The following is a 26,542-nucleotide window of genomic DNA, read 5'->3' on the forward strand; positions in this document are numbered from 1 at the left end:
GCCTTATTGGCTGAAACACTTGGAGGAGTATTCATGCAGAAGATTTACGGCTCCGCGACCGAGGCTCTGGACGGGCTTTTGTCGGACGGCATGCTGATCGCCGCAGGAGGCTTCGGCCTTTGCGGCATCCCCGAGCTTCTGATCGACGCGATTGTCAAAAGCGGCGTCAAGGATCTGACGGTTGCGTCCAATAACGCGGGCGTCGACGGCTTTGGTCTGGGCAAACTGCTGGAGACCCGCCAGATCAAGAAGATGATGTCCTCCTATGTCGGCGAGAATGCCGAATTCATGCGGCAATATCTCTCGGGCGAGCTTGAGCTGGAATTCAATCCGCAGGGCACACTGGCCGAGCGTATGCGTGCAGGCGGCGCGGGCATCCCCGGGTTCTACACCAAGACCGGCGTTGGCACGCAGGTGGCCGAGGGCAAGGAGGTCAAGCAGTTCAAGGGCGAGGATTACATTCTGGAGGAAGGCATCTTTGCCGATCTGGCCATTGTGAAAGCCTGGAAAGCCGATGAAACCGGCAATGCGATTTTCCGCAAGACCGCGCGCAACTTCAACCCTCCGGCGGCGATGTGCGGCAAGGTCTGCGTGATGGAGGTCGAGGAGATCGTGCCCGTAGGCTCGCTTGATCCCGATCATATCCACCTGCCCGGCATCTATGTGCACCGCCTGATCCAGGGCCAGCACGAGAAGCGCATCGAAAAAGTCACCACGCGCCCGAAGGAGGCCTGATCCATGTCTGATGTGAAAAAGGGTTGGGACCGCAACCAGATGGCGGCGCGCGCGGCAAAAGAGCTTGAGGATGGCACCTATGTGAACCTCGGGATCGGCATTCCGACGCTTGTGCCCAATTTCATCCCCGAGGGCGTGAATGTGACGCTGCAATCGGAAAACGGCATGTTGGGCATGGGTCCCTTCCCCTATGAGGGCGAGGAAGACCCCGATCTGATCAATGCGGGCAAGCAGACCATTACCGAAGTCCCCAATACCGCCTATTTCGACAGTGCCACCAGCTTTGGCATGATCCGCGGCGGCAAGATTGCAGCGGCGATCCTGGGCGCGATGGAAGTGGCCGAAAACGGCGATCTGGCGAATTGGATGATCCCCGGCAAGCTGGTGAAAGGCATGGGCGGCGCGATGGATCTGGTCGCGGGCGTGAAGAAGGTCGTTGTGGTGATGGACCACCAGAACAAGGCGGGCGAGTCGAAGGTGCTCAAGGCCTGCACCCTGCCGCTGACCGGCACCGGCGTTGTGGATCGCATCATCACGAATCTGGGCGTTCTGGATGTGGTCGAAGGCGGCCTGAAGCTTGTGGAGCTGGCCGATGGCATCAGCGAAGACGAGCTTCGCGCCGCAACCGAAGCGACGCTGGTCAACTAAGCCCATCCAACAGCCAAAGCGAAGGGGCGGAATTTCCGCCCTTTTTTCATGGGCAACGCCCCATTGGCCCGAACAATTTCAGCCCGATTCCGGTATTCGACACGAATTTGGAAACGATGCCTTATTCTTGCCCCAATTAGCCTTCAGTTTGCCTTTATCGGCGCAGCGCTTGATCCTGTGGCAGCGGGTGAAGCCAAGAACGCCATTAAAAACGAGCAGATAACAACAAGACTGAGGCAAGCAGACCCGTCAACATATCGTCTTCCGCATCACCCCAACACACCTCGGGTGACGACATGGCACGGGATCGACATACAGGCCCTCATTCACGCATCGTCCGGCGGCCCGACCGCATGAGGATGCATGACAGATCAAAAAGGCATCCGCTGGCAGGCGGGTGCCTTTTCTTCATTGGGCGTGAAATCGGGGGGGCTGGACGTCAGCCACGATCGGCAAAGACACAGCCATCTGTCACCAACTCGGGCGGCGTCAGGCACAGCCCGCGCGCCACCGACCATGCGGCCAGCACCTTGGGCACATAATCGCGGGTTTCGGCAAAGGGCGGCACGCCATTATTGCGTTTCACCGCATTTTCCCCCGCATTATAGGCCGCGATCACCATCAGCGGATCACGGTCGAACTCGGTCATCAGCCAATCCAGATAGGCCACGCCGCCTTTGATATTCTGGGCCGGATCCTTGCTGTCCTCCACATCGAAACGCTCCGCTGTGGCGGGAATCAGCTGCATCAGCCCCACCGCCCCCGCATGGGACACCGCATCATGACGTCCGGCAGATTCCGTCGAGATCATCGCCAGTACTAAAGCAGGGGAAACCTGTGTGCCAATCGTCGCCGCCAGAATCTGCGAGCCATGCCGGTCGGCAATGGCTTTCAGATCGGCCAGCCGCGGTGCGCGTACCGATTTGCCCCCCGGCCCTTGCGACAGCGCCGCGATCGCGGCGTCAAAGCGGCCCGCCCGATCTCCCAGACCGGGCGAGACCCGATCCCAGTACCAGGTGTAGCTGGAACTGGCAGCAGGCGCGCTTGCCGATTTCGGCATCACCGGCGTGAAGGGCATAGCCGCCCGCGCAGCCAGTGCTGCGCGCTGCTCATCGGGGTTGATCTGGATATTGATACGCTTTCTCGTCCCCGGCGCGGGCGGCGTCACTGTTTTCGGCGAATAACGGTTCACCGTCGGGGCCTGATGCTGCATGGCCATTGTGCGCACGGTGGGCGTCGTGATCACCGATTGCGCCCAAGTCATCGGCGCGGCGGCCATCACAAGGGCCATGCCAGCGCCCAGACGGACGGTCTGTCTTACTTTCATAAGCTCATCCTGCTCGAACCGGGGCTTCGCCCTCTGTATGTCATAAATCCCGAATCCCACCGCAAGCGCCAGCGATTCGCCTTGATGTCCACGTCAGAGGCCCGTTTTCATACGAAACCGTTGCCGCAATCCCCCGCCAGGACCGGATTCGCGCGCGCATGAAGGCGCGTCTGCACATATTGGCCACCGATCACTCGCCCCAAAGTGGCAAGCGCCCCGTGAAAGGTCAATAAAAGCTAAAGATTCTGCTCTTGGTCGCTGAAAGGCCGATAAGCTGCCCCATTCTAGCCACGAACCAACGACAAATTCTCCTCATGCCGCGGGGCATAGGGACAAGGGTGAATGACCAGAACCGCGGAAAGAGTGAGAGTTTAACACTGGAGAGCTGCCATGAAACTGTTTCGTCTGACCAAGAAATTCCGCAACGAAGAAGACGGCGCTGTGACCGTTGACTGGGTTGTGCTGACCGCCGCCATCGTAGGCCTCGGCGTTGCTGTTGTGACCATTGTGGGCCAGAATATTTACAAAGCCGGCTCTGATATCTCTGTGTCGCCGACCGCGCCCGACTTCACGACCGCGAGCGGCACCGGCACCGGCGGCTGATAGTCAAGACTTCGTGGTAACTAGCTATTCGCCGAAAGCCGCCTTCGGGGCGGCTTTCGCATGCCAACACCTCATGCAAGAAGCTGCCCATGTTTCTTGTTCTGCTGTGCCTAGAGGAAACGGACAAATATGAGCGTGCGCCCCACGATATTATCTTGTAAAAACTTCGATCAGCAAAAATCGCTCCTACAAAAACTGCGAGTATTTCGTAAAAACGAATGTGGAGCCGTGTCAGCGGAATGGGTCGTTCTCACCGCAGTCGTTGCGGCTTTGGCGCTCGCAGTAGCGAAAGTCATCGGGACAAGTGCGTATTCAGCCTCCACAAAAATCGCGGACTATCTCGAATCCGTCGAGATTCAGGACGATTTTTAACCCGAAACTAGGGTTTCACGCCGCAAAGTACTCTCAGAAAGGGAAACACGATGCGTCTCATCTTTGGACTGGTCTTTATTCTGGGCGTCGCACTGGCCGGCATGGCCGTGTATATGACCCAAGGCAAGATTGCCGAATTTCAGGCCCAGCGTGATTACCTGCTGAAGGAGCGGCAGTCCATGACGCAGATGGCCAATATGGTCGTGGTGAAACATGCCCTGAAATACGGGGAACGTTTCACGCAAGCCGATCTCGAGGTCATCAAGGTCCAGCAGGGCAAGCTGCCCGAAGGCGCGTTCTCGGCCATTAGCGCGGCTCAGGGAGACGAGGCCACAAAAGCAGCCTTCCTTGACGGAGAAACCCGCCCCCGCGCGGCCCTACGGTCGTACGAGGCCAACGAGCCCTTGCTTGCATCAAAGATCACCAAACCCGGCATCGATGCCGGCATTACGGCCCGACTGGCGGCAGATATGCGCGCTTTCACCATCGGAGTGAACGCCGCATCCGGCGTGTCCGGTTTCCTGCGCCCGGGCGACCACGTGGATGTCTACTGGTATGGTCGCATCAACAATCGTGATGTGACCAAGCTGATCCAGACCAATCTCAAGCTGATCGCGGTCGATCAGAACGCCGATGCCGATCGCGTCGCCGAGGCCGTGATTGCACGCACCGTCACCGCAGAGGTCAGCCCCGAACAGGTGGCGGCCCTGACCCTTGCGCAAAGCACGGGACAGATCATGCTGGCACTGGTGGGAAATACGCTTGATACCAGCGCAATGGGCCCGATCGAGATTGATCGCGACCAGCTTCTTGGCACCCCCGAAGTTGCCGCAGCCCCTGCCCCCAAAGTCTGCACGATCAAAACCCGCAAAGGTTCCGAAGTGATCGAAACTCCGATCCCCTGCACCAATTAAGCCACCCCCAACCCGGCAACAGATGGACGGTAAAACCTGCATGTGACCTCAACGGCACAAACCGCAAGGGCGGTTATAAGCAAATTATTGCCAAATGTCCCTGTTTCGGTCATGCTCCTTTGAACGCAGTTAATGATCGCCAAGCGGACGCCAGAGCCGTAAGATTTACGATGTGATCGGAGAGGCAGGATCACAATGAACCTAAAGACTTTCTTCACGGCAGGGCTTTTGGCTTTGTCTTGCGGCCTCGGCGTGGTTTGCGCCGCCAATGCCGAAACATTGCGCGTTATGTCCGGTGCCTCATCCGCACCGCTGGCCGTGCCGATGAACCGTGCTGTGGTGGTGGAGAGCGACCAGCCTTTCACCGAATTATCCATCGCCAATCCCGGTATTGCCGATATCACCACGCTGTCCGACCGCACGATCTATGTACTGGGCAAGCTTCCCGGGCGCACGACAATGACCATTCTGGGCGCGGATGGTAAACTCATCTCGAATGTCGAAGTGCAGGTCACACCGGATATCGCCGAGTTCAAAGAGCGGCTGAAACAGATCCTGCCCGGCGAGAATATCGAAGTCCGCACGGCCAATGATGGTATCGTGCTCTCGGGCACCGTGTCTTCGACCGGCAAGCTGGATCGGGCGCTGGATCTGGCCAACCGCTATGCACCCGACCGCGTGTCAAACCTGATGACCGTAGGCGGCACCCAGCAGGTGATGCTGCAGGTCCGCTTTGCCGAAATGCAGCGTTCTGTGGCAAAAAACCTGAATGCTTCCATTGGCTTGGGCCTAACCCGTGGCAATGCCAGCACCTCTTTGACCAATGCGACCAATAGTGGTGAAGGCGGGCAGTTCGGGCTCAGCCTGACCCGTGGCACCTTCGAAATGAACGTGCTGCTTGAGGCGCTGGAATCCAAGGGCGTCGTGCGCACATTGGCCGAACCGAACCTGACCGCCTTGTCCGGACAGGAAGCGCATTTCCTTGCCGGTGGCGAATACCCGATTCCGGTGGTCGACGATGATGGCATCGCTATCGAATACAAGCCCTTCGGCGTCGAGCTGACCTTTATTCCCCGCGTCATTGATGACGGTGTCATCAATCTGGAAATGAAGGCTGCGGTATCGGCCATCGATACCAGCGTGACGATGGAATCGGGCGGCTTCTCGGTGAATGCCTTCAAGCGGCGCGAAACCTCTACGACGGTCGAGATGCGGGACGGAGAAAGCTTCTCTATCGCGGGTATTTTGCAAGATGATTTCAACGGGTTGAACGATCAGGTGCCGTGGCTGGGCGACGTGCCGGTTCTGGGCGCGCTGTTCCGTTCAAGCGAATACGAGCGCAAGCAGTCCGAACTGGTGATCATCGTCACCCCGCATCTTGTCACGCCGACCAAAGGCATGGCCTATGCCCTGCCGACGGATCGGGTGAAGCTCCCCTCGGAATCGGATATGTTCCTCTTTGGCAAGACCACGGGGCGTCCGGTCAGCGGGGCTGCCGCCGAAGTCGCCAAGCAGGATTATTCCGGCTCTTACGGTTATATGATGGAATAACAGATGCACGGTTCGGCTTTCACACTTACGCTTTGCGCAGCGGCGCTGACCCTTGCGGGATGCAGCCAGGAGATCGGGAATTCTCTGGGAAGTACCGGCTACGGGTCCGCCACGGCGCACAACCTTCAGGTTATGACCAATCCTCAGGATTTTGCGGTCAACCTGAACAGCAAGTTCAATGCCAGCGTCCCCACCACGATCAACTTCGCCTTCAATTCGGCCGTGCTGACACCGGAAGCCCGTGCGATTCTGGCCCAGCAGGCCAAGTTTATCCGCCAGTTCCCCGAGGTGCGCTTCCGTGTCTATGGTCACACCGACCTTGTCGGGTCGAACGCCTATAACAAGGCACTTGGTCTGCGACGCGCGAAAGCTGCGGTCAACTACCTGACATCGCAAGGGATTTCCAGATCAAGACTAGAAGCCATCGTAAGCTATGGCAAAACACAGCCGCTGGTTCTGACCAATGCCCCGAACGAACAGAACCGCCGCACCGTCACCGAAGTCTCGGGCTTTGTGGAAAGCAATCCGATGGTGATGAACGGGAAATACGCGCAGATCGTTTTCCGTGATTACGTGACAAGCGCGCAGCCCCCCACACAACTTACGGGCGGTGAGTCTACATCGGTCGGAACGGTCACAGGCGCGAAATAAGAAGCATAGTTACGAATGTCTTGCAGCAGGTGGTCCGTGGAAACAAGGGCCGCCTGTTATCATGATCGTCGCCTATATCCCCACAATTGAAACAGTCTGGCCGCAATCTTGCCAAGATTCGGCATGATCTTGAGCCAAAGCGAGGCCCCTGCGACCGAGTCGCGGCGGGTCACCCTATGGTCACTCCGAGGACCGAAAACGGAAGGGACGTCAGGCAGATGAGTGCAGCACCTATACTAAGCCCGGAGCCGGCGCCGCTGGTGGCCTGCACCGTGTCGCGTGATGTGTCGAACTTCAATCTGCTGATCGAGGATATGGAAGCCGAACTTGGCGAAAGCTGGGGCGATCTCGGCTTTGATGACACGCTTTTGTTTCTCAACCAGCCCGATGCCGAAACGCTGGAATTTCTGGCGATTGCCGTGGACGAGGATGACGAGATCAATCTTGACCGCATCACGCGCATCATCACGACCGCCAAGGAAAAAGGGCTGCGGATCATTCTGATCGCCGAAGAGCTTTCGCCGATCGCGCTGCACCAACTGCTGCGTCTGGGGGCGGATGATTTCGTCCCCTATCCCCTGCCCGAAGGCGCGCTGCACGAGGCCATCCACCGGCTGGGCCATGCCCAGGATACCGTCGAGGATTTCGCCCCCGCCCAGCCACGCAAAACCAGTCAAGATCGCAACGGCGCGGTGTTGGCCGTTCATGGCATGGCAGGCGGCGTGGGTGCATCGACCTTTGCCGTCAATCTGGCATGGGAGCTGGCCTGCAATCCTGGCGCAAGCGGCAAGAAACGCACCGCGCTCCCCGAAGCGCCGCGTGTCTGCGTGATCGATCTGGATCTGCAATACGGCACGATTTCCACCTATCTGGACCTGCCGCGCCGCGAGATCATTTTCGACACGCTCAGCAACACCGCGCAGATGGATGCCGAGCTGTTCCATCAGGCGCTTCAGGTCTATCAGGACAAGCTGCATGTGTTCACGGCCCCTGCGGACATGCTGCCACTGGATCTGCCGAGCACCGAGGACATCTCGCGGCTGATCAAGATGGCACAGAGCCAGTTCGACTTCGTGATCATCGACATGCCGTCAACCGTCGTGCAATGGACCGAAACGGTGCTGTCGGCCTCCGATCTGTATTTCGCCATGCTGGAACTGGATATGCGCTCGGCCCAGAACCTGCTGCGGATGATCCGTGCGCTTCAGGCCGAGGATCTGCCGGTCGAGAAGCTGCGCTACGTGTTGAACCGCGCACCGAAATTCACCGATCTGGCCGGCAAGTCGCGCGTCAAACGTCTGGCCGAAAGCCTTGATATCACGATCGAGCTGCACTTGCCCGATGGGGGGCGCGCCATCACGCAGGCCAATGATCACGGCCAGCCCCTTGCCGAAACGGCCGCCAAAGCGCCGTTACGGCGCGAATATCAGAAGCTGGCGCGCAGCGTCTACGACCGTAACCACGCTGCGAAGGCTGCACAGGGCTGATCCCGGACGGGATCGGAAAGGACAGATATGTTCTCGCGTTACAAAAAGCCAACCGCCCAGCCTGCCCCGCCCCCCGCCGCTACGGTCGACAAGGCCCCGACGGTCGAACCCGTGGTGGAGAAAGCCCCGCTGGTCACCCGCCGCATAGCGCCCGCAGCGCCCGCGCAGGCAGAGCCGCAGGACAAGGACCGCCGTCGTCGCCAGAAGCTGGGCGAGCTGAAAACCGAAATCCATACCCGCCTGCTCGAAGACCTCAATCTGGCGGCGCTGGAAACGGCGCGCGAATCCGATCTGCGCTCGGAAATTTCCGCGATCGGGGCCGAAGTCCTGCAAGATGCCGGTATCGCCCTGACCGCAAGCGAGCGCACGACACTGATCGGCGAGCTTTATGACGAGGTGATGGGGCTTGGACCTCTCGAACCGCTGCTTAAAGACGAGACGGTGTCCGATATTCTGGTCAATGGCCCGCAACAGGTTTTTGTGGAACGCGGCGGCAAGCTGGAGCTGACCGACACCGTTTTCAAGGACGAACGCCACCTGATGCGGATCATCGACAAGATCGTGTCGGCCGTGGGGCGCCGTGTCGATGAATCCAACCCCTATGTCGATGCCCGTCTGGCCGATGGGTCGCGCTTCAACGCGATGGTGCCGCCGATTGCGGTGGATGGCTCGCTGGTTTCCATCCGGAAATTCAAGAAAGACAAGCTGGGCATTGACGATCTGGTCGGGTTCGGCGCCTTTACCGAGGAGATGGCCGCCTATCTGCAGGCCGCCGTCTCGACACGGCTGAATGTCATCGTCTCGGGCGGGACCGGCTCGGGCAAGACCACCACGCTCAATGCGCTGTCGTCTTTCATCGACAATTCCGAGCGTATCCTGACCATCGAGGATACCGCCGAACTCCAGCTGCAACAGACCCATGTGGGCCGGATGGAAAGCCGCCCGCCCAATGTTGAAGGGCGTGGGGCGGTGACGCCGCGCGACTGTCTGAAGAACGCGCTCCGGATGCGCCCCGACCGGATCATCGTGGGCGAGACCCGCGGCGAGGAGGTCATCGACATGCTGCAGGCGATGAACACCGGCCATGACGGGTCCATGACCACGATCCACGCGAACTCGGCCCGCGATGCGATGTCGCGGCTGGAGAACATGATCGCGATGGCAGGGATCGAGATGCCGATCAAGGCGATGCGCGCACAGATCGCCTCGGCTGTGAACCTTGTGGTGCAGGCCTCGCGTCTGCAGGACGGCTCGCGCCGGATGACCTCGATCTCGGAGATCACCGGCATGGAGGGCGATGTGATCTCGATGCAGGAACTGTTCCGCTACGAGCGCCTCGGCCTGACGCCGGAGGGCAAGATCATCGGGCGGTTCACCGCAACGGGCGTGCGGTCGCATTTCTCCGACCGGTTCCGCCAATGGGGCTATGACCTGCCTGCCTCGATCTATGAACCCGTGGAGGGCTGAGCATGGGCGCGATTTCCACCGTTGCCATCTATGCGGTGATCTTCATCGCGGTGCTCTTGCTGGTCGAGGGCATCTATCTGCTGGTCTTCGGCAAGTCGATCTCGCTGTCGCGGCGCGTCAACCGCCGCATCGATATGCTGGAAAAGGGCGGTCGCCGCGAAGAAGTGCTGGAACAGCTGCGCAAAGAGGTGACGCAGCACGAGAAGGGGCGCAACATCCCCTTCTATTCGCTGCTGGCCGACAAGGCGCAAAAGGCCAATATCGCCTTCAGCCCGCAGGCGCTGATGGGGGTCATGGCGGCCATGAGCCTTGTGGTCTTTGCGGGCCTCTCGGTCGGGCTGACGGTGGACCTGCCTACACGTCTGCTGCTTTCGGTGGCAATGGGGTGCGGCGCGGTGTTCCTGTGGGTCTCTGGCAAGGCGAAGAAACGCATGGCCCTGGCCGAAGAACAACTTTCGGATGCCATCGAACTGATGGTACGCAGCCTGCGGGTGGGGCATCCGCTTTCCTCGGCCATCCAAGCCGTGGCCAAAGAAATCCCCGACCCGCTGGGCACCGAATTCGGGATGATCGCGGACGAGGCCGCCTATGGCCGCCCCGTGGCCGATGCCCTGCGCGATCTGGCCCAACGGCTGGACATGCAGGATCTGCGCTTCCTCGCCGTGGCGGTATCGATCCAGCAGCAATCGGGCGGCAACCTTGCCGAGGTGCTCGACGGGCTGTCCAAAGTGATCCGCGCAAGGTTCCGTCTGTTCCGTCGCGTGAAAGCCATTACCGCCGAGCCGAAATGGTCGGGCATGTTCCTCTCGGGCTTTCCGCTGGTGGTGCTGGCGGGCATCCTGATCGTCTCGCCCACCTATTACGACAAGGTCAAGGATTCCGATATGTTCCTGCCTCTGGCCATTGCCGTCTTCGTCCTGCTGGGCATGAATGTGCTGTTCATGCGCATCATGACCAATATCAAAGTCTAAGCCCCGCTTTTCAAAGAGACCCCCATGAGCGCGCTCTCCCAATTCCTGACCCAATCCCTTGGCCCGCTAGGACCGATGATCGCGCTTCTGGTGCTGGCGGGCGGGCTGATCCTTGCCACCCTGCCCTTTCTGCTCAAACGGCGCAGCGATCCGCTGGACAAGATCGCCCAACAGCGGCGCAATTCGCAGCCGGTAACGGCCACAAGAAGCCCCGCAAAACTGCGCGAAGGCAGCGGCAATGACGCGCTGGAACGGTTTGCCGGTTTTCTGGAACCGCAAAACGAAAAGGAAATGTCGGCCGCCAAGAAATGGTTGCAAAGCGCGGGCTATCGCGGCCCGAATGCCGTGCGCAGCTTCCACGCAACCCAAGCCTCGGCGGCGATTGGCGGGCTTGCGCTGGGGGCGCTGATCACGGTCTATCTCACCCTCACCAATACCGACCCGCTGGAACCTGCGGCGATGATCGGCCTGATCATGGGACCGGGCGTTGTGGGATATTTTGGTCCGAAACAATGGGTCAACAGCCGTGTCGCAGCCCGCACCGCCGAATTGCAGAACGGCTTTCCCGATGCGCTGGACATGCTGCTGGTCTGTGTCGAGGCCGGACAGTCGCTCAATCAGGGCATCATCCGCGTGGCCCGCGAACTGGCCACTTCCTGCCCCGCCATTTCCGAGGAATTCGGTCTGATCGCCTACGAGATCAAGGCGGGCAAGGACAAAGCCACCGTGATGCGCAATTTCGGGGAACGCTCGGGCGTGAGCGACATCCAGAGCTTCGCCACCGTCATGATCCAGTCGCAGACATTCGGCACCTCTATCGCCGAGGCCCTGCGCATCTATGCCGCCGATATGCGCGACAAACGGATCATGCGCGCCGAGGAAGCGGCCAACAAGATCCCGACAAAAATGACCTTGGGCACAATGGCGTTCACCGTGCCACCGCTTCTCATCATCCTTGTTGGGCCTTCGGTCTATGATATGATAAACAGCTTCAGCAACTTCTGACGCTCTAGAGCCCGATGCCCGCCACCCGACGCCTGATTGCCCTTGCCTGTCTGTCTGCCGCGCTCGCTGGCTGCGTGCCGCTGCCCTTCGGCACCTCGCAATCGCCCTATGCACCGGGCTATGCGGATGGCGACGGGGTGGACGGGCTGATCGTCGGGCATCGCCTGATGGCAGCGGGCGAATATGATCTGGCGCTCAAGGCCTATTACCGCGCGATGGCCGAACACGGGGCCACGGTGGACACGCTGTCGGCCATCGGTTCGGCCAATCTCAAACTCGGGCGCTTGGGACAGGCGGAACAGATCCTGCGCCGTGCCACCGAAAAAGACGCGAAATTCGTGCCCGCCTGGAACAATCTGGGCGTTGTGCTGATGGAAGAGGGCAAGGTCGCCGAGGCCGCGCGGACCTTCCGCATCGCCTATGGTCTTGATAATGGCGAATCTGACGCGATCCGAGAAAACCTTATGCGCGCGCTCGCAAAAATCGACAAACCGGTATATGATTCTCCGCAAGAACAGACATTCAAGCTGGTGCGGCGCGGGCATGGTGAATACCTGCTGCTGACCAAGCATTGAGGCCGAGCGAGAGGACGCAACACCATGCGCCAGATTATCGTGATGACCGCCCTGCTGGGAGGCGCGCTGATGCTTGCCGCCTGCGGTGCCAGCGACAGTGCCAAGGAGGCCGAGGCCTTCAAGACCGTCAATGCGATCGACGAAACGAACCTGTCGGATATCATGCTGACTGTCAGCGACCCGAAGGAGGCTGTGAAATATTTCCAGCGCTCTGCCAACGAAAACCCCGACCGGATCGACCTCAAGCGGGGGCTGGCGAAGTCTCTGGTGCGGGCCAAACAGCATGATCAGGCCGTGAAGGTCTGGCAGGCGGTGCTGGCCATGCCCGGTGCCACGGATGCCGACAAGGTCGGTCTTGCCGATGCCCAGATCCGCAGCAATGATTGGGCGGGCGCGAAGGCCACGCTCAACACGGTGCCGCCCACCTACGAGACATATGACCGCTACCGGCTGGAAGCGATGGTGGCCGATAGCGGCAAGCAGTGGAAAAAGGCCGATAGTTTCTATGATACGGCTGTCGGGCTGACAACCCGCCCCGCCGGTGTGCTGAACAACTGGGGCTTCTCGAAACTGACCCGTGGCGATGCCAAATCCGCCGAAAAGCTTTTTGCTGAAGCGCTGACCTATGACCCGTCCAGCTTCACCACCAAGAACAACCTCGTTCTGGCCCGTGCCGCGCAACGCAAATATGACCTGCCGGTGGTCGACATGACCCAGACCGAGCGGGCCCAGTTGCTGTATACGGCGGCGCTTTCGGCCATCAAGCAGGGCGATGTGAATACCGGGCGCAGCCTCCTGCAGGAGGCTGTTGACACCAACCCCCAATATTTCGAAGAGGCCGCCCGTGCCTTGGCCGCGCTTGACGCCAATAAGGTCAAGGCCTGACATGTTTGCCGCGCCTCCGTTTGCAGCAGCCTGCCTTTTCCTGCTGGCGATGACACCGGTCTGCCTCTGGGTGGCCGCCACCGACCTGCGGGACATGAAAATCCGCAATGTCGCGGTCTATACCACGGCGGGGATCTTTGTTTTTCTGGGGCTGGCGGTGCTACCTCCAGAGGTCTGGGCATGGCGGTGGGTCAATTTTGCCGTGGTCTTGGCCATCGGTTTCGCGCTTTTTGCCTTTGCAGGCTTTGGCGCGGGGGACGTGAAATTCGTGTCGGTCGCCGCGCTCTTTGTCTCGCATGAGCCGGGGCAGATCTCGCTGGCGATGATCTGCCTCTCGGTCGGTTTGCTGGCGGGGCTGGGGTTGCATCAACTGCTCAAACGCCTGCCCGCCCTGACCCGTGCGACCTCCGGCTGGCGCAGCTGGACCGCCAAACGCACCCCCGCTGGCGTCGGGCTGGCGTTGGCCCTCTGGATCTATCTGGCCCTTGCCGTTCTGGCGGCGGCATAAGACCACCCCACGCCCGCATTTTTCCCGAATTCGGCCATAATGCGGCGTCACCTTCTGCCCAGACATATCTGTATGTCTGTCGTTCCGGTGACCATGTGTGAGGAAAAGGTTTCTGCCATGAATATGATGCTCCGCCCGATTACGGCCCCGCAGACACCGCGCAGCCTGTCGGAGACGGGGCTTAGCCTTGTGATGATGCGCGACCTTCTTCTGAAGACGATGTTCCGCACCAATCAGACCACATTGACCGCATTGGGCGCCCTGATGTGCCTGCCAACCACCTTGCTGCAAGAGCTGATCGATCTGGCCCGCGAGCAGCGCCTTGTCGAAGCGATGGGAACGCTGCATGCCAATTCCGGCAACGAGATGGCCTTCCAGCTTTCGGATGCCGGTCGCGCCCGCGCGCTGGACGCGCTGGCGCAGTCGGAATATTACGGCGCGCTTCCCGTGCCGCTGGTGCAGTATCGCGCGCAGGTCAAACGCCAGTCCATCCGCAATATCCAACTGACCCGCGAGGCGCTGTTGCAGGCGATGGGGCACCTTGTCCTGCCGCCGGATCTGATCGACCAGCTAGGGCCTGCGGTCGGCTCGGGGCGCTCGATCCTGATGTATGGCCCGCCCGGCAACGGGAAGTCCTCGATTTCCAACGGGATCCGCGACGCGCTCGGCGACCAGATCTATATCCCCCGCGCCATTGAATATTCGGGGCAGATCATCACCGTCTTCGACCCCATCATCCATACCGAGGCCCCGATCCCCGAAGAAGACCCGACAGCGCTGCGCCGCGCAGGGCCACGTTTTGACCGCCGCTATGTGCTCTGCGCACGCCCGACCGTCATCACAGGGGGCGAATTGACGCTGGATATGCTAGATCTCAAATTCAACCCGACGGCGCGCACCTATACCGCGCCCCTCCAGTTGAAAGCCTCGGGCGGTGTCTTCATCGTCGACGACCTTGGCCGCCAGTCCGAGCCACCACAGAAGCTGGTGAACCGCTGGATCGTGCCGCTTGAGGAAAGCCGTGATATCCTCGCGCTGCAATCAGGCGAGAAATTCGAGGTGCCTTTCGATACATTGGCGATTTTCTCCACCAACTTCCACCCCAATGCCATCTTCGACAAGGCTGCGTTGCGGCGTATCTTCTTCAAGATCAAGATCGACGGCCCCAATCAGCGGGATTTCCTCAAGATCTTCAAACTCGTCGCGAATAAACGCCAGATGCCGTTGAACGAAGCTGCCCTGCTCCATCTGCTGAAGGTGAAATACCCCAGTATCAACAATATCTACGCGAATTATCAGCCGATCTTCCTGATCGACCAGATGATCGAGATCTGTAAATTCGAAGGCCTTCCGCGGCAGATGTCGCCCGAGCTGATCGACCGCGCATGGGCCAATATGTTCGTGCGTGACGAAGAGATCCTACATTAGGACACACGCATCTGCGGCGACGGCTCTGCGGGCGGCAGGGGCAGGTCGAAAAGACCGGCATCCTCGACATTGGACAGATAGGTGCGCGACACCGGCACCACAGCCCCGTTGCGCAGGGTCAGCTTTGCCTTGGAGGTCATTTTGCGGGCCTCTGTCACCGCATCTTCGGCCACCCAATGCGACCGGTGCACCTGCAGCCCTTCCACACCGTCCAGTTCGGTGATGGCGTCAGCCAGCCGGATCAAAACCTGATGCGACCCCTGCGAGGTGGTGACATGCACATAATGGTCGCGGCTTTGCAGATGCCAGATATCGCCATGATATTCCTCCGGCAACCGCTCCAGCAGGCGTGGGCGGTGGGCAGGCTGCGGCCTCGGAGCCGGTGCAAATGGCACGGGGGCATATTCGGCAGGCAGAATATCGGACGGGCCGGTTTGCGGCGGGCGGACGTTTACCGGCTGACACGGTATCTGCGCAGGTGCCCCCACGACAGAAGGCGGATCTTCAGGGGAGAGATCGCCCTGCGATGACGGCAGATCTGCCTGCTCTTGTTCTTGTTCTTGCTCTTGCTCTTGCTCTTGCGGGTAGAACACGCGCCGCAATGTGACACAAAAGAATGTCATCGCAAAATTATAGGCCCCAAGTTCCAGCAGGCTGGGCAGGTTTGCACGCGCCATATCCGCGAAATAGGACAGCAGCGCCAGATAGGGAAACGCCATGATGACGCCAACGCTGACCGATTCCAGCAGCACATAACGCCAGAACTGCCGGACCCCCAGAACCGTCTCGTAAAGCAGCCGGAACCCGCAGCCGATCAGAATACCGAAGGCCCAGAGCGACGGCCAGTAGACCAGCCTTTCACCGAAAGTCAGCCATTCGAATGTGCCAAACGGCCCGCCCAATATCCCGAACACCGACGCGGCGCCCCAAGTCAGAAGCAGCGTCGGCACGCTCAGTGAACGAAGATAGGTGCTCCACATCGTAAGGGACCTCTTGCTTGGCGTGCCCTGTCCCATCCGCTAAAGCGAATGCCTTTGTCATGAGCCCAGAGTAATTCCTGTTCTGCGCTCCAGAATAAACAAAAATAATTGCACCTTTGCGAACGTCGCAAAAACGAGACAAACGCCGGGGGTATTTTCCGGCGTTTGTCAAAGGTTCAATTTACGGTTGATTCGACCCCTGCCCCTTGGCGGCTCAGGCCGTCAGCCCCTCCGGTTCGGGCAGGTTATTGGCGCGGGCGCAGGCGGTCAGGGTATTGGCCAGCAGGCAGGCGATGGTCATCGGCCCAACCCCTCCGGGAACCGGTGTGATGGCCCCTGCCACCTCGGCCGCCGATGCAAAGTCGACATCCCCGACCAGACGGTGCTTGCCCTCGCCCTTTTCGGGGGCCGGAATGCGGTTGATACCAACGTCAATCACCGTGGCACCCGGTTTGACCCAATCGCCCTTGATCATTTCAGGACGGCCAACAGCGGCCACCAGAATATCCGCGCGGCGGCAGATCTCTTCGATATCCTTAGTGCGCGAATGCGCCACCGTCACCGTGCAGCTATCGCGCAGCAGAAGCTGAGCCATCGGCTTGCCCACGATATTCGACCGCCCCACCACAACGGCATTCAGCCCCGAAAGCGCGCCATGATGATCGCGTAGCATCATCAGACAGCCCAGCGGCGTGCAGGGCACCATGGATTTCTGCCCCGTCGCCAGAAGCCCGACATTGGAGATATGGAAGCCGTCGACATCCTTGGCCGGATCGATCGAATTGATGACCAGATCCTCGTTGAGATGTTTGGGCAGCGGCAGCTGGACCAGAATACCATGCACGGCAGGATCGGCATTGAGACGCGCGATCAGCTCCAGCAATTCCCCCTCGGAGGTCTCGGCAGGCAGCTTGTGCTCGTAGGAATTCATGCCGACCTCGACGGTCTGCTTGCCCTTGTTGCGCACATAGACTTCCGATGCGGGGTCTTCCCCCACCAGCACCACAGCCAGACCGGGCGTAATACCGTGATCGGCTTTCAGGCGGCTGACCTGAGCGGCCACCTTCTCGCGCACCGAGGCCGCGAAGGCCTTGCCGTCAATGATCGTCGCAGTCATTCAAAGTCTCCCGTGCCAAGAACACGCTCTTCGCGCTGGATCGACGCCTCGATCATGATGCGATAAAGCTGCTCGAAAAGTTCAACATCGCCGTTACATTGCGCGGCATGCGCTTTGACCTTGGCGACAACATCCTCGACCCGCTCTTCGATCCGTGCCGGCATATCCTCTTCCGGCTTCAGATCGATTGCGCGATCAATCAATGTCAGACGATAGGCAAGATGCTCGACAATCTGGCGGTCGAGCCAGTCGATCTGCTCGCGCAGCTCTTTCATCGAGGGAATGGTCTTCGGATCTTTCATAGGACAATCCACTGCTTATCTATCCGGCGGCACAAAGATTGACGCCGCTTACATTGATGGCGCTACCTATTACATCCCCAGCACAGGCGGACAAGCCCGCGATCGACAGGTCATGTCGATATTGCGCTCTTGTCCCATGAAAGATCGCGATAAAGGCCTGATCCTACCAATCGTGCTGAAGTTTCGACCATGCGCGTTGGTCCGGCACCCAAAGCTGCAAGCTCTGCCCCAGTGCCAGCCGTCCCGGACGCTGCACCCAGGCCGTCACACCGCGCCGCCCCGTGGCCGCAGGCTTATAGGCCTTGCCCTTCCCGGGATGCACCGCCTCGATGATGGTGCCGGGCAGCACGCAGGGCCGGTTCTCCATATCCACCACCAGCGCCACACCCTCTTCGCTTTGCAGACGTGACGATGGCGGAATATGGGAAAAATCCGGCAACCCGCGCAGCACGACCGACGCCCCCACCCATTCGGGACGCAGCTCGGGAATGCGCATGGCAAACGCAGTCTCGGCCATTTCCTCGGCAGAAAGCAGCGTCATCTGGCGGGTATTGGCGATAATCGTGCCCTTGGCAAATTGCGCACTGACCCGCGAGCAGGCAGGCCGTGTGCGACCGCGATGGGCCTCCCCCAGCGGGCCGTCGAAATCCAGTTCAAGCTCGGTCCGCGCCACCGACTCCATCTGCCCCTCGGGCACGACCCCAAGCCAGACAATCTCGGCACGATACCCCGTCGGCTTCAAGGCGGGCATGAATAATCCTGTCAAATCACCGCAAGCACGCAGCAGACCCATGCTTGGACCGCATAGCGGAAAGGTCAAGATCCGTCGTTACGTTCGCAGCTTTGCCCTGACACGAAGAGTTCGGGCGATACCTTGGCCGCCACATCCGGCCCCTTTGCAAAAAAGGCCGCCCCGAAGGACGGCCTTTTGTAAAATCTCCCGAAGGCATCACGCTTTGGGATCGGTCTCGCCCGTCTCCGGAGCGGTCTCGCCGGAGGTCTCGGGCTTGGTCTTGGAGATCGAGTTGACGGTCGGCAGGCCGCCCAAGGGGGTATCATCGTCCCCGCCCAGCGTCTCGCCCCGGATGACCTTCTTGATTTCCTCGCCGGTGAGGGTCTCGTATTCCAAGAGGCCCTGCGCAAGACGTTCCCATTCCTCTTCGCGCTCGTTGATGATGCGGACCGCCTCGCGATAGCCCTCCTCGATCAACTCGCGCACCTCGTCCTCGATCAGCTGTTTGGTCGCGGTCGAGACAGAGAAGCCTGCGGTATTGCCGGAATAGCCCTCATGCGCTTCGGAATAGTCGATATTGCCGACCTTGTCGGACATGCCCCAGCGCATCACCATCGCCCGTGCAATGGCCGATGCCTGCTGGATATCGCCGGCCGGACCGTTCGACACATGGTCGGGGCCCCATTTCTTGATCTCGGCCGCCTTGCCCGCCATCGTCATGGCGATCTTCTGCTTGGCCTCGTCCTTATGGTAGTTCAGCTTGTCCATCTCGGGCAGCGAGACCACCATACCAAGGGCCTGACCGCGCGGAATGATCGTGGCCTTATAGACCGGATCGCATTTGGGCAGCGCAAGGCCGACAATCGCGTGACCGGCTTCGTGATAGGCGGTCATTTCCTTCTGCTCGGGCGTCAGCACCATCGAGCGGCGCTCGACCCCCAGCATGACCTTATCCTTGGCCTGCTCGAAATCTTCCATGGTGACGAAACGACGCCCCACACGCGCGGCCATCAGCGCCGCCTCGTTGACGAGGTTCATCAGATCGGCCCCCGAGAAGCCCGGCGTGCCCCGCGCGATGGTGCGCAGATCGACATCGGGACCAACCGGCACCTTGCGGGCATGGACGGTCAGGATCTTCTCACGGCCCTTGATATCGGGATTCGGCACATGGATCTGGCGGTCGAAACGGCCCGGACGCAGCAGCGCGGGGTCCAGCACGTCGCGGCGGTTGGTCGCGGCAACGATAATGATGCCCTCATTCGCCTCGAAGCCGTCCATCTCGACCAGCAGCTGGTTGAGGGTCTGTTCACGCTCGTCATTGCCGCCGCCGATGCCGACACCACGGGCGCGGCCCACAGCGTCGATCTCGTCGATGAAGACGATACAGGGCGCGTTCTTCTTGGCCTGTTCGAACATGTCACGGACGCGGCTTGCACCGACACCCACGAACATTTCCACAAAGTCAGAGCCCGAGATGGTGAAGAAGGGCACGCCCGCCTCGCCCGCAATCGCACGCGCCAGAAGCGTCTTACCGGTGCCCGGAGGGCCAACCAGCAGCGCGCCTTTCGGGATCTTGCCACCAAGGCGGCTGAATTTCTGCGGGTTGCGCAGGAATTCCACGATCTCTTCCAGCTCTTCCTTGGCCTCGTCGATGCCTGCGACATCATCAAAGGTCACGCGGCCCTGCTTTTCGGTCAGCAGTTTGGCTTTCGATTTGCCAAAGCCCATCGCGCCGCCTTTGCCGCCGCCCTGCATCCGGTTCATGAAGAAGATCCAGATACCGATCAGCACGAGGAAGGGCAGCCAGACGCCCAGAAGGGACATGAAGCCCGACTGCTCCTGCTTCACCACCTTGACCTGCACCCCTTGCGAGATCAGACGCTCGGCGATCGGATCGGTCAGAGGTTTGACGGTGGAATAAGTCGACGTGCCGTCTTTGAGCTGATAGCGCACATCCTCCCCATCGATCTGAACATTGCTGACATTGCCCTTATCGACTGCCGTAATAAATTCGGAATAGTCGACTTGCTGCGAATTCATCGCGTTCTGTCCATCCCCAAACAGGTTGAACAGGGCGAGGATCAGCACGAACAGCACGGCCCAAAAGGCTAGATTGCGCGCATTACCCAAGGAAAAACCTCCAATTCATTTTGACATCCTTGCGACGCCCGGATGAGCGGGCAGGAAGCCGTTGATCTGAAAATAGGGATTTAGGCTCAGGGTTCAACGGGTGAATAGCATTGAGCGGGTGAACGGGGTCGCAATTTCTGCATTCCAGCCATTCGGAAGCCCTGCCAAGGGCGCCGCAAGCAGTGTCGGACCGTCCCAAACCGCCGGACTCGCCAGAAGCGAGGCCCGTGGCACCCCTGTCGCGCGCCAGTCGGGGCATTGCGCAATCCCTGCCTTTCCCAAAGCGGCGATGGTCAGCCCCCTGCATGCGTAAGCCCCCGTCTCTCCCTGTGCCTCTGGCCCATCACGCCCAACGCGCCAGCGGTCCCATTGCGTGATCTGCGCCGATGACACAGCCACAACCTGTTGCGCCACCGCCGCCAGTTCGCGGGTAAAGCGCACGGTGCCACCCTTCTGGCTGCGCTGCACACCGGCCAGCGTTCTGGTCTGGGCGAGATCGCGGCAGAAGGTCTCCAGCTTGGGGCCCCGCGGCGCATAGGCCCCGCCCCCGATCCAGCCGAGAATCACCACGAAGAGACGGCGGCGGAATTCGCCCTGCACTTCGCCCTCCAGCCCTTCGAGACTGACCACCACATCGCCACGGTCGATCTGCACATGGCGCGCGACCATCGCGGCCAAAGCGGTCGACAGGGCCTCTTCGGCGCGGGCCAGATGCGATACCGTCTGGCAGATCTCCTTGGGCGTAATCCCGAGCGCCGCCAGATGCGGGGCCGCTTGGCGCACCTTCACGCGGTCATATTTCGGGTTGTCGTTTGACGGGTCCTCGGCCCATTGCGCACCGATCCCGCGCAGATAGGCGCGCAGGTCCTCACGCCCGAGATCCAGCAAGGGACGGTGCCACGTGACGCCGTTCTCGACCCAAGCCTGACGCATGCCCGACAGCCCCTGCACCCCCGAGGCCCGTGCAAGGCGCATGAAAAAGGTTTCCATCTGGTCATCGGCGGTATGGGCCATCGCGATATGGGAGACCCCCTGCTGGCGTGCCCAAGCCCCCATCAGTTCCATCCGCGCCCGCCGCGCGAGATCCATCAGATTACCCCCCGATGGCGCCTGCCAGCGTAGGGTCCAATGCGGCAGGCCAAGGCTTCGGGCCACCTGCCCCACCATGCGCGCCTCATCGGCCGCCTCGGGACGCAGTCCGTGATCGACGGTCACCACCGCCAGATCCAGCCGCCCCGCCAGCAGATGCAGCATCGCCATCGAATCACCGCCCCCCGAAACCGCCAGCCCCACGCGGTGGCCCTGCATGGCCGCCACAAACGCCTCGGGCACGGGCGGCCCGAATGGCAAACTGCCGCGACAGGGCGCGGCAGTCGGGGTCTTGTCATGATCGGACACGCAAGGGCCTCACATACAGCCGAGCTTCGACATCTCCGCGCGGGCCTCGGACACGGCCTGCGCCTGCGGATAGCGTTGCCCCACCTGTCCCAAGGCCGTGCAGGCTTCGCTGCGCTGGCCAAGCTGACCCAGAGCCCAGCCCAGCTTCGTCAGGCTTTCCGGTGCCTTATCCCCGTCAGGATAGGTCGAGAAAGCGTTCAGCCAGGCCCTTGCCGCCCCTGCGGTATCGCCGGATTTCTGCAAGGCCTCGCCCTGATAATAGAGCGCGTCGTCGCTTAGCGGGCCACCCGTGTAGGATTGGGCAAAGGCCGCAAGCTCTTTCGCGGCGCGAGGAAAGTCACCCTGATCGAGCACCCCCTTGGCCCGATCGAAGTCCGACTGTTCATTCATCGCCAGATCGGCACTGGACTGGCCGGACCCGTTCGAGGACGCTGCCGGCGTCGGAGCCGCTGCAGCACTGCTATCTGCCCCGCCCAAAGGCGCGGTTTTACCAATCGAGGAGATGTCGCAACCCTGCTCCATCTCGCAGACACGGAATTCCAGATCCCCAATCCGGTTGGTGCCATCACTGACCACCCGATTGATCTTGTTCTGCAATTCTTCGGTCTGCGAGGTCAGCCGCGACAGCGACGCCTCCATCGTATCCATCCTTGCAAGCGCCGAGGCTCCGCCCGCCGCCTGAAGTCCCGAAGAGCCGGAGGACACCAGCTCCTGACGCAGGCCTTGCACCTGCGCCGAGAGCTGCGCCAGTTCCGAGCGGATATCGGCCAGAGACTGCTGGTCCTGCGCGAAGGCGGGCAGGCCCGCCATCATTGCCAAACCACAGACCGCCCCCTTCAGCGCACGCATCATCAGGAACCCGCGCCTTGTGCGATCACCGTCACGGCGCGACGGTTCTGCTGGTAGCATTCCGGTGCCGAGCAGACCGCGATCGGGCGCTCTTTACCATAGGACACGGTGCGCAGACGGTTGCCGCTGACACCTTGGCTGATCAGGAAGGCCTGTGCCGCGCTTGCACGGCGTGCCCCCAGCGCAAGGTTGTATTCGCGCGTGCCCTGTTCGTCGGCATGGCCTTCGATCACGGCAGTGTAATTCGGGTGGGCATTCAGCCATTGCGCCTGTTGGGTCAGGATCTGGGTGGCTTCGGGCGACAGGGTCGACTGGTCGACCATGAAATGCACCATGTCACCGATTTTCTTCTGGAAATAGGCGGGCGAGTTGGGGTCGTTGATATCGCCTTGGCTGACCGAGCCGTCCCCATAGCCGCTGCCATAGGCACCGCCCGGATCATTCACGCCCGAGCCATCGCCGAAGCGGTCGGGATTGTTACACGCGGCAAGGCCCAATGCGCTCAGCAGCAGGGCGGCTTTGAATGCGGTTTTCATAGATCGTTCCATCATATCAGGTGCTCGTCATGAGCAGGGTAACAGTATTCTTCGGGCTTGGAAATGTCACTGCAGAAGCGGTGACCACGTCACATCAGAGGCCGCGCCGGGCGTCGGCACCTGCTTCAGGTTGCGGCCGGAAATATCCACCGACCACAGGCTTGCACCACCGTTCGCGCCGGGGCTTTCGCGGGTGAACATGATCACACGGCCATTGGGCGACCAAGTCGGACCCTCGTCAAGGAAGGAAGCGGTCAGCAGGCGTTCTTCCGAACCATCGGTGCGCATGACGCCAATATGGAAGCGCCCCGCATGCTGCTTGGTGAAGGCGATCATATCGCCGCGCGGTGACCAGACCGGCGTCGAATAGCGCCCTTCGCCAAAGGAAATACGGGTGGGTTCGCCGCCGCTTGCGCTCATGACATAAAGCTGCTGCGTGCCGGAGCGGTCGGATTCGAACACGATCTTCGACCCGTCAGGGCTGTAAGAGGGCGCGGTCTCGATGGCGGGGCTATTGGTCAGGCGCTGCGGTGCGCCGCCATTGATGCCCATCCGGTAAAGGTCGGTATTGCCACCCTGCTCCATCGAATAGAGGATCGAGCCGCCATCGGGCGAGAAGCGCGGCGAGAAGGTCATCGTGCCGGGGGTCTCGGGCAGAAGCTGCGAACTGACATTGCCCACATTCATCATCTTGATCCGCGGGAAGCCGGTTTCGAACGTGGTATAGATCAGCTTGGACCCGTCCGCCGAGAAGCGCGGCGCCAGAACGATGGTGCTGGAATCGGTGAGATAATTCACGTTCGCGCCATCATAATCCATGATCGCCAGACGTTTCTGACGGGCATTTTTCGGGCCGCTTTCGGACACGAAGGCCACACGGCTGTCGAAATAGCCACCCTCACCGGTGATGCGCGAATAGATGGTATCGGCCACCTTATGCGCCAGACGCCGCCAGCTTTGCGGGCTGGCCGCCAGTTGCTGGCCCTCCCCCATCTCGGCCCCCGAATAGATATCGAAAAGACGGAATTTCACGACTGCCTTGCCGCCCTGCATCGAGACAGCCCCCACAATCAGCGCCTGCGCGTTGATCGCGGTCCAGTCGGAATAGTTCACCTGCGTGCCGAAGCTGGAGAAGCGCTGGATATGGGCGTTTTGCGGGATCTCGCGGAACAGGCCCGTGCCGGTCAGATCCGAACGGATCACGCTAGAGATATCCTGCGCAATCTTCGAGGCATCGCCGGTTTCGGCGATGAAGGTCGGCATGGCAAAGGGCAGCGGCTCGATCACACCATCGGTAATCTCGACATGCAGAGGTTCGCCATCCTGCGCCATCGCCGGAGCCGCAACCAGCCCCGCCGTCATCACACTTGCGGCGGCCACTCCGGCCAACATCATACGCAGCATCGAAACACTCCTTGTCTGGTCCGTTCCCGTCTGGTCAGAACGGGCAGGTTTTGTCGGTTGTAGCGCGGAATGGACGCAGGGCGCATCACATCCGCACGACATTTCGCGATGATCGGACGATTTCCTTGAAAACCGCATCAACGCATCCTCATGCTATCGGGGTTGAAATCCATCTCGATGGTTTTCCAGCGCCCGTATTTTTCCGCCGGAAGCGGGAAGCCATCCGAGCCACAGCGCACGATCGCGCGGCGTGCCGCCTCGAAGGCCTGCTTGGCAGCCGCATCCGACCCGCCCGACGACCCGATCATCTTGATCGTCGAAATGATCGGCGTGCCGTTCTGGTTCATCTGCACCGAAACCGTCACCGTGGTGCGCAGCGCCTCCGAGGACAGCGCGCCCACGTTCCAGCATTGCTTCACATCGACAACCAGCGCCTCTTTCTCGCCGCGGGTGATCGGGGGGCCCATCGGCGCATTGCCGGTGCCGCCCGTGCCCTCACCGCCCAGAGCCTGCGCAAGCGCATCCTGCACCGCCTTCTCGGTATTGGGCGAAGGGGCTGCGGGTTTCGCAGCAGCAGCAGGTTTTTCGGTCTTCTTCTCGGCGGGTTTGGCCGCAGGCTTATCCGCCTTTTTCTCGACCGGCTTGGCCGCAGGCTTGTCGGCCGGTTTCTCGGCTTTCGTCTCGACCGGCTTCGGCGTGTCGGCTTTGGGCGTGTCAGCCGCTGCGGTTTCCACCGGCTTCGGCTCTTCCTTCTTCGGCGGAGCGGGCTTTGTACGCGGCTTGGGGCTGACCGGCGGAGCCGATGTCTTGGCCTCTTCCACCGGCTTCGAGGCTTCGGTCTCGATCTCGGTGCCCGCCTCCTCGGGGGCCGCGGCCTCCTGCGCCTCTTCCTTCGGCTCTTCAGGCTTCGGCGCCTCGGCCTCTTGCGTGGCCTCCTTCGGCACCTCGGCCACCTTGGCTTCGGGCGCGGGGGTGGGCAGCGGATCGGGGGCCACACGCCGCGCGGGCTTGGGCACCGGACGCGGGCTGAATTCGGGGGTCGAGGTGTCTTGCGGCACTTCGACGTCCGGCATCATCGAGGGCGGGACTTCCGTCACCTCTGTCGGCTCGGCAGGTGTCTGGACCTCCGACAGATCGGGCTTGGCTTCGGGCTTGGCAACCGGCTCGGCCAGAGCCTCCTGCGGGGCCGGATCGGGGGCCTCGTCGGGGGCAGGCACATCCTCTGCCGGAGAGCTGTCCTGCTGCGGGGCGGCAATCGCTTCGGGCGCGGTGTCCTGCACCTCGCCCGCTTTGGGAGCTGCCGCCTGCATCGCTTGGAATTCGGCATCCGAGATCACCGAAACCTGCGTCATCTGTATCGGCTCGACCGGATCGCGTTTGATCAGGAGATCCCCCACGACAGCCCAGAGGATGATCCCCGCATGGACCACCCCCGACACCCAAGTGCCGATCTTATCTGCCCGTTCCATCCGCATAAAGTTGCGTGCCTTGCGCTTACTGTTTCGCCGGTCCCGTCAGCGACGGACCACCGGATTCGGTCACCAGAGTGATATTGTTGAAGCCCGCGCCATTCAGGGCGCCCATGACTTCGACCACACGGGCATAGTTGATACCGCCATCGGCGCGCAGGTAGATCTTGTTGCTGTCCCGCTCGGCGGCGATCGCCTGCAAACGGCCCACAAGCTCGTCTTCCGGCACGGTCGAGTTCATCAGCGACACCGTGCCATCCAGCTGCAGCGAAATGGTCAGCGGCTCTTCCTGTTCGGTCGGCACCGCCTTGGCCGAGGTCTTCGGCAATTCCAGCGGCACACCCACGGTCATCATCGGCGCGGCCACCATAAAGATGACCAGCAGCACCATCATCACATCGACCATCGGCGTGACGTTGATCTCGGCCATCGCCTGATGCTTGCCGCGCCCGCGCCGCCCTCTCCGGCTGGAATTTTTCATCACACCGCCGCTCATG

General features: G+C 61.0%; 27 protein-coding genes. 15 read left to right on the forward strand and 12 right to left on the reverse strand.

Annotated features, from left to right (window positions below; all coding sequences use genetic code 11):
• The first annotated feature begins 33 nt into the window (after positions 1–33).
• A complete protein-coding gene (locus tag AC2ISB_RS10725) occupies positions 34–735 on the forward strand; it encodes a CoA transferase subunit A (protein WP_406721279.1) in 702 nt (233 codons plus the stop codon).
• Between the two features lie 3 nt (positions 736–738).
• Positions 739–1,383: a CoA transferase subunit B gene (locus AC2ISB_RS10730; protein ID WP_406736058.1), complete on the forward strand. Its 645-nt coding sequence runs from the start codon at positions 739–741 to the stop codon at positions 1,381–1,383.
• A 439-nt stretch (positions 1,384–1,822) separates the two neighbouring features.
• Here AC2ISB_RS10730 and AC2ISB_RS10735 read toward each other — a convergent pair whose 3' ends face one another.
• Complete coding sequence (locus tag AC2ISB_RS10735) at positions 1,823–2,602, reverse strand: lytic transglycosylase domain-containing protein (RefSeq protein ID WP_486576793.1); 780 nt, start codon at positions 2,600–2,602, stop codon at positions 1,823–1,825.
• 498 nt (positions 2,603–3,100) lie between these two features.
• Here AC2ISB_RS10735 and AC2ISB_RS10740 point away from each other — a divergent pair, with 498 nt between their 5' ends.
• The 13 genes from AC2ISB_RS10740 (at position 3,101) to AC2ISB_RS10800 (ending at position 15,127) form a co-directional block, all read left to right on the forward strand.
• The gene (locus tag AC2ISB_RS10740; protein ID WP_486574978.1) at positions 3,101–3,313 is read left to right on the forward strand and encodes a pilus assembly protein; all 213 of its coding nucleotides are present in this window, start codon (positions 3,101–3,103) and stop codon (positions 3,311–3,313) included.
• Between the two features lie 129 nt (positions 3,314–3,442).
• Positions 3,443–3,685 (forward strand): hypothetical protein, encoded by a 243-nt coding sequence (locus AC2ISB_RS10745; protein ID WP_486574980.1) that lies wholly within the window; start codon positions 3,443–3,445, stop codon positions 3,683–3,685.
• A 50-nt stretch (positions 3,686–3,735) separates the two neighbouring features.
• Positions 3,736–4,599, forward strand: a complete 864-nt coding sequence (cpaB, locus tag AC2ISB_RS10750) for a Flp pilus assembly protein CpaB (RefSeq protein WP_339108199.1) — start codon at positions 3,736–3,738, stop codon at positions 4,597–4,599.
• A gap of 195 nt (positions 4,600–4,794) precedes the next feature.
• Positions 4,795–6,150 carry a type II and III secretion system protein family protein gene (locus tag AC2ISB_RS10755; protein WP_406721281.1) on the forward strand — a complete coding sequence of 452 codons (1,356 nt, stop codon included), beginning with the start codon at positions 4,795–4,797 and terminating at the stop codon, positions 6,148–6,150.
• A 3-nt stretch (positions 6,151–6,153) separates the two neighbouring features.
• A complete protein-coding gene (locus tag AC2ISB_RS10760) occupies positions 6,154–6,801 on the forward strand; it encodes an OmpA family protein (protein WP_339108201.1) in 648 nt (215 codons plus the stop codon).
• Between the two features lie 218 nt (positions 6,802–7,019).
• Entirely contained in the window at positions 7,020–8,288 is a 1,269-nt protein-coding gene (locus AC2ISB_RS10765; RefSeq protein ID WP_339108202.1) for a CpaE/TadZ family protein, read from the forward strand.
• 27 nt (positions 8,289–8,315) lie between these two features.
• The gene (locus AC2ISB_RS10770; RefSeq protein ID WP_486574983.1) at positions 8,316–9,755 is read left to right on the forward strand and encodes a TadA family conjugal transfer-associated ATPase; all 1,440 of its coding nucleotides are present in this window, start codon (positions 8,316–8,318) and stop codon (positions 9,753–9,755) included.
• Between the two features lie 2 nt (positions 9,756–9,757).
• The gene (locus AC2ISB_RS10775; protein WP_339108204.1) at positions 9,758–10,726 is read left to right on the forward strand and encodes a type II secretion system F family protein; all 969 of its coding nucleotides are present in this window, start codon (positions 9,758–9,760) and stop codon (positions 10,724–10,726) included.
• Between the two features lie 24 nt (positions 10,727–10,750).
• A complete protein-coding gene (locus AC2ISB_RS10780; protein WP_339108205.1) occupies positions 10,751–11,731 on the forward strand; it encodes a type II secretion system F family protein in 981 nt (326 codons plus the stop codon).
• 14 nt (positions 11,732–11,745) lie between these two features.
• Positions 11,746–12,306 (forward strand): tetratricopeptide repeat protein, encoded by a 561-nt coding sequence (locus AC2ISB_RS10785; protein WP_339108206.1) that lies wholly within the window; start codon positions 11,746–11,748, stop codon positions 12,304–12,306.
• A gap of 24 nt (positions 12,307–12,330) precedes the next feature.
• Complete coding sequence (locus AC2ISB_RS10790) at positions 12,331–13,191, forward strand: tetratricopeptide repeat protein (protein ID WP_339108207.1); 861 nt, start codon at positions 12,331–12,333, stop codon at positions 13,189–13,191.
• 1 nt (position 13,192) lies between these two features.
• On the forward strand, positions 13,193–13,699 hold the full coding sequence (locus tag AC2ISB_RS10795; protein ID WP_339108208.1) for an A24 family peptidase: 507 nt from the start codon (positions 13,193–13,195) through the stop codon (positions 13,697–13,699).
• Positions 13,700–13,816: 117 nt separating this feature from the next.
• A complete protein-coding gene (locus AC2ISB_RS10800) occupies positions 13,817–15,127 on the forward strand; it encodes a P-loop NTPase family protein (protein WP_486574987.1) in 1,311 nt (436 codons plus the stop codon).
• Here AC2ISB_RS10800 and AC2ISB_RS10805 read toward each other — a convergent pair.
• From AC2ISB_RS10805 to AC2ISB_RS10855, 11 genes are all read right to left on the reverse strand, one after another.
• Positions 15,124–16,107, reverse strand: coding sequence for a LytTR family DNA-binding domain-containing protein (locus tag AC2ISB_RS10805; RefSeq protein WP_486574989.1), 984 nt, complete (start codon positions 16,105–16,107; stop codon positions 15,124–15,126). The genes AC2ISB_RS10800 and AC2ISB_RS10805 overlap by 4 nt on opposite strands.
• A gap of 214 nt (positions 16,108–16,321) precedes the next feature.
• Entirely contained in the window at positions 16,322–17,224 is a 903-nt protein-coding gene (gene folD, locus AC2ISB_RS10810; RefSeq protein WP_339108211.1) for a bifunctional methylenetetrahydrofolate dehydrogenase/methenyltetrahydrofolate cyclohydrolase FolD, read from the reverse strand.
• Complete coding sequence (locus AC2ISB_RS10815; protein ID WP_339108212.1) at positions 17,221–17,526, reverse strand: chorismate mutase; 306 nt, start codon at positions 17,524–17,526, stop codon at positions 17,221–17,223. Before AC2ISB_RS10815 ends, folD begins: the two co-directional genes overlap by 4 nt.
• 163 nt (positions 17,527–17,689) lie before the next feature.
• The gene (locus AC2ISB_RS10820; RefSeq protein ID WP_486574991.1) at positions 17,690–18,277 is read right to left on the reverse strand and encodes an MOSC domain-containing protein; all 588 of its coding nucleotides are present in this window, start codon (positions 18,275–18,277) and stop codon (positions 17,690–17,692) included.
• Positions 18,278–18,475: 198 nt separating this feature from the next.
• Positions 18,476–20,389 carry an ATP-dependent zinc metalloprotease FtsH gene (ftsH, locus tag AC2ISB_RS10825; RefSeq protein WP_339108214.1) on the reverse strand — a complete coding sequence of 638 codons (1,914 nt, stop codon included), beginning with the start codon at positions 20,387–20,389 and terminating at the stop codon, positions 18,476–18,478.
• A 93-nt stretch (positions 20,390–20,482) separates the two neighbouring features.
• On the reverse strand, positions 20,483–21,787 hold the full coding sequence (tilS, locus tag AC2ISB_RS10830) for a tRNA lysidine(34) synthetase TilS (protein ID WP_486574994.1): 1,305 nt from the start codon (positions 21,785–21,787) through the stop codon (positions 20,483–20,485).
• Positions 21,788–21,796: 9 nt separating this feature from the next.
• Complete coding sequence (ybgF, locus tag AC2ISB_RS10835) at positions 21,797–22,639, reverse strand: tol-pal system protein YbgF (RefSeq protein ID WP_339108216.1); 843 nt, start codon at positions 22,637–22,639, stop codon at positions 21,797–21,799.
• Positions 22,639–23,172 (reverse strand): peptidoglycan-associated lipoprotein Pal, encoded by a 534-nt coding sequence (gene pal, locus AC2ISB_RS10840; RefSeq protein ID WP_339108217.1) that lies wholly within the window; start codon positions 23,170–23,172, stop codon positions 22,639–22,641. The genes ybgF and pal overlap by 1 nt, the downstream gene beginning before the upstream one ends.
• A gap of 66 nt (positions 23,173–23,238) precedes the next feature.
• Entirely contained in the window at positions 23,239–24,567 is a 1,329-nt protein-coding gene (gene tolB / locus AC2ISB_RS10845) for a Tol-Pal system beta propeller repeat protein TolB (RefSeq protein ID WP_406721616.1), read from the reverse strand.
• Between the two features lie 146 nt (positions 24,568–24,713).
• Positions 24,714–26,045: a cell envelope biogenesis protein TolA gene (locus tag AC2ISB_RS10850; RefSeq protein ID WP_486574996.1), complete on the reverse strand. Its 1,332-nt coding sequence runs from the start codon at positions 26,043–26,045 to the stop codon at positions 24,714–24,716.
• 25 nt (positions 26,046–26,070) lie between these two features.
• Positions 26,071–26,541 (reverse strand): ExbD/TolR family protein, encoded by a 471-nt coding sequence (locus AC2ISB_RS10855; RefSeq protein WP_339108220.1) that lies wholly within the window; start codon positions 26,539–26,541, stop codon positions 26,071–26,073.
• Position 26,542 lies beyond the last annotated feature (1 nt).

This window comes from Thioclava sp. NS-SX20 (assembly GCF_057380695.1).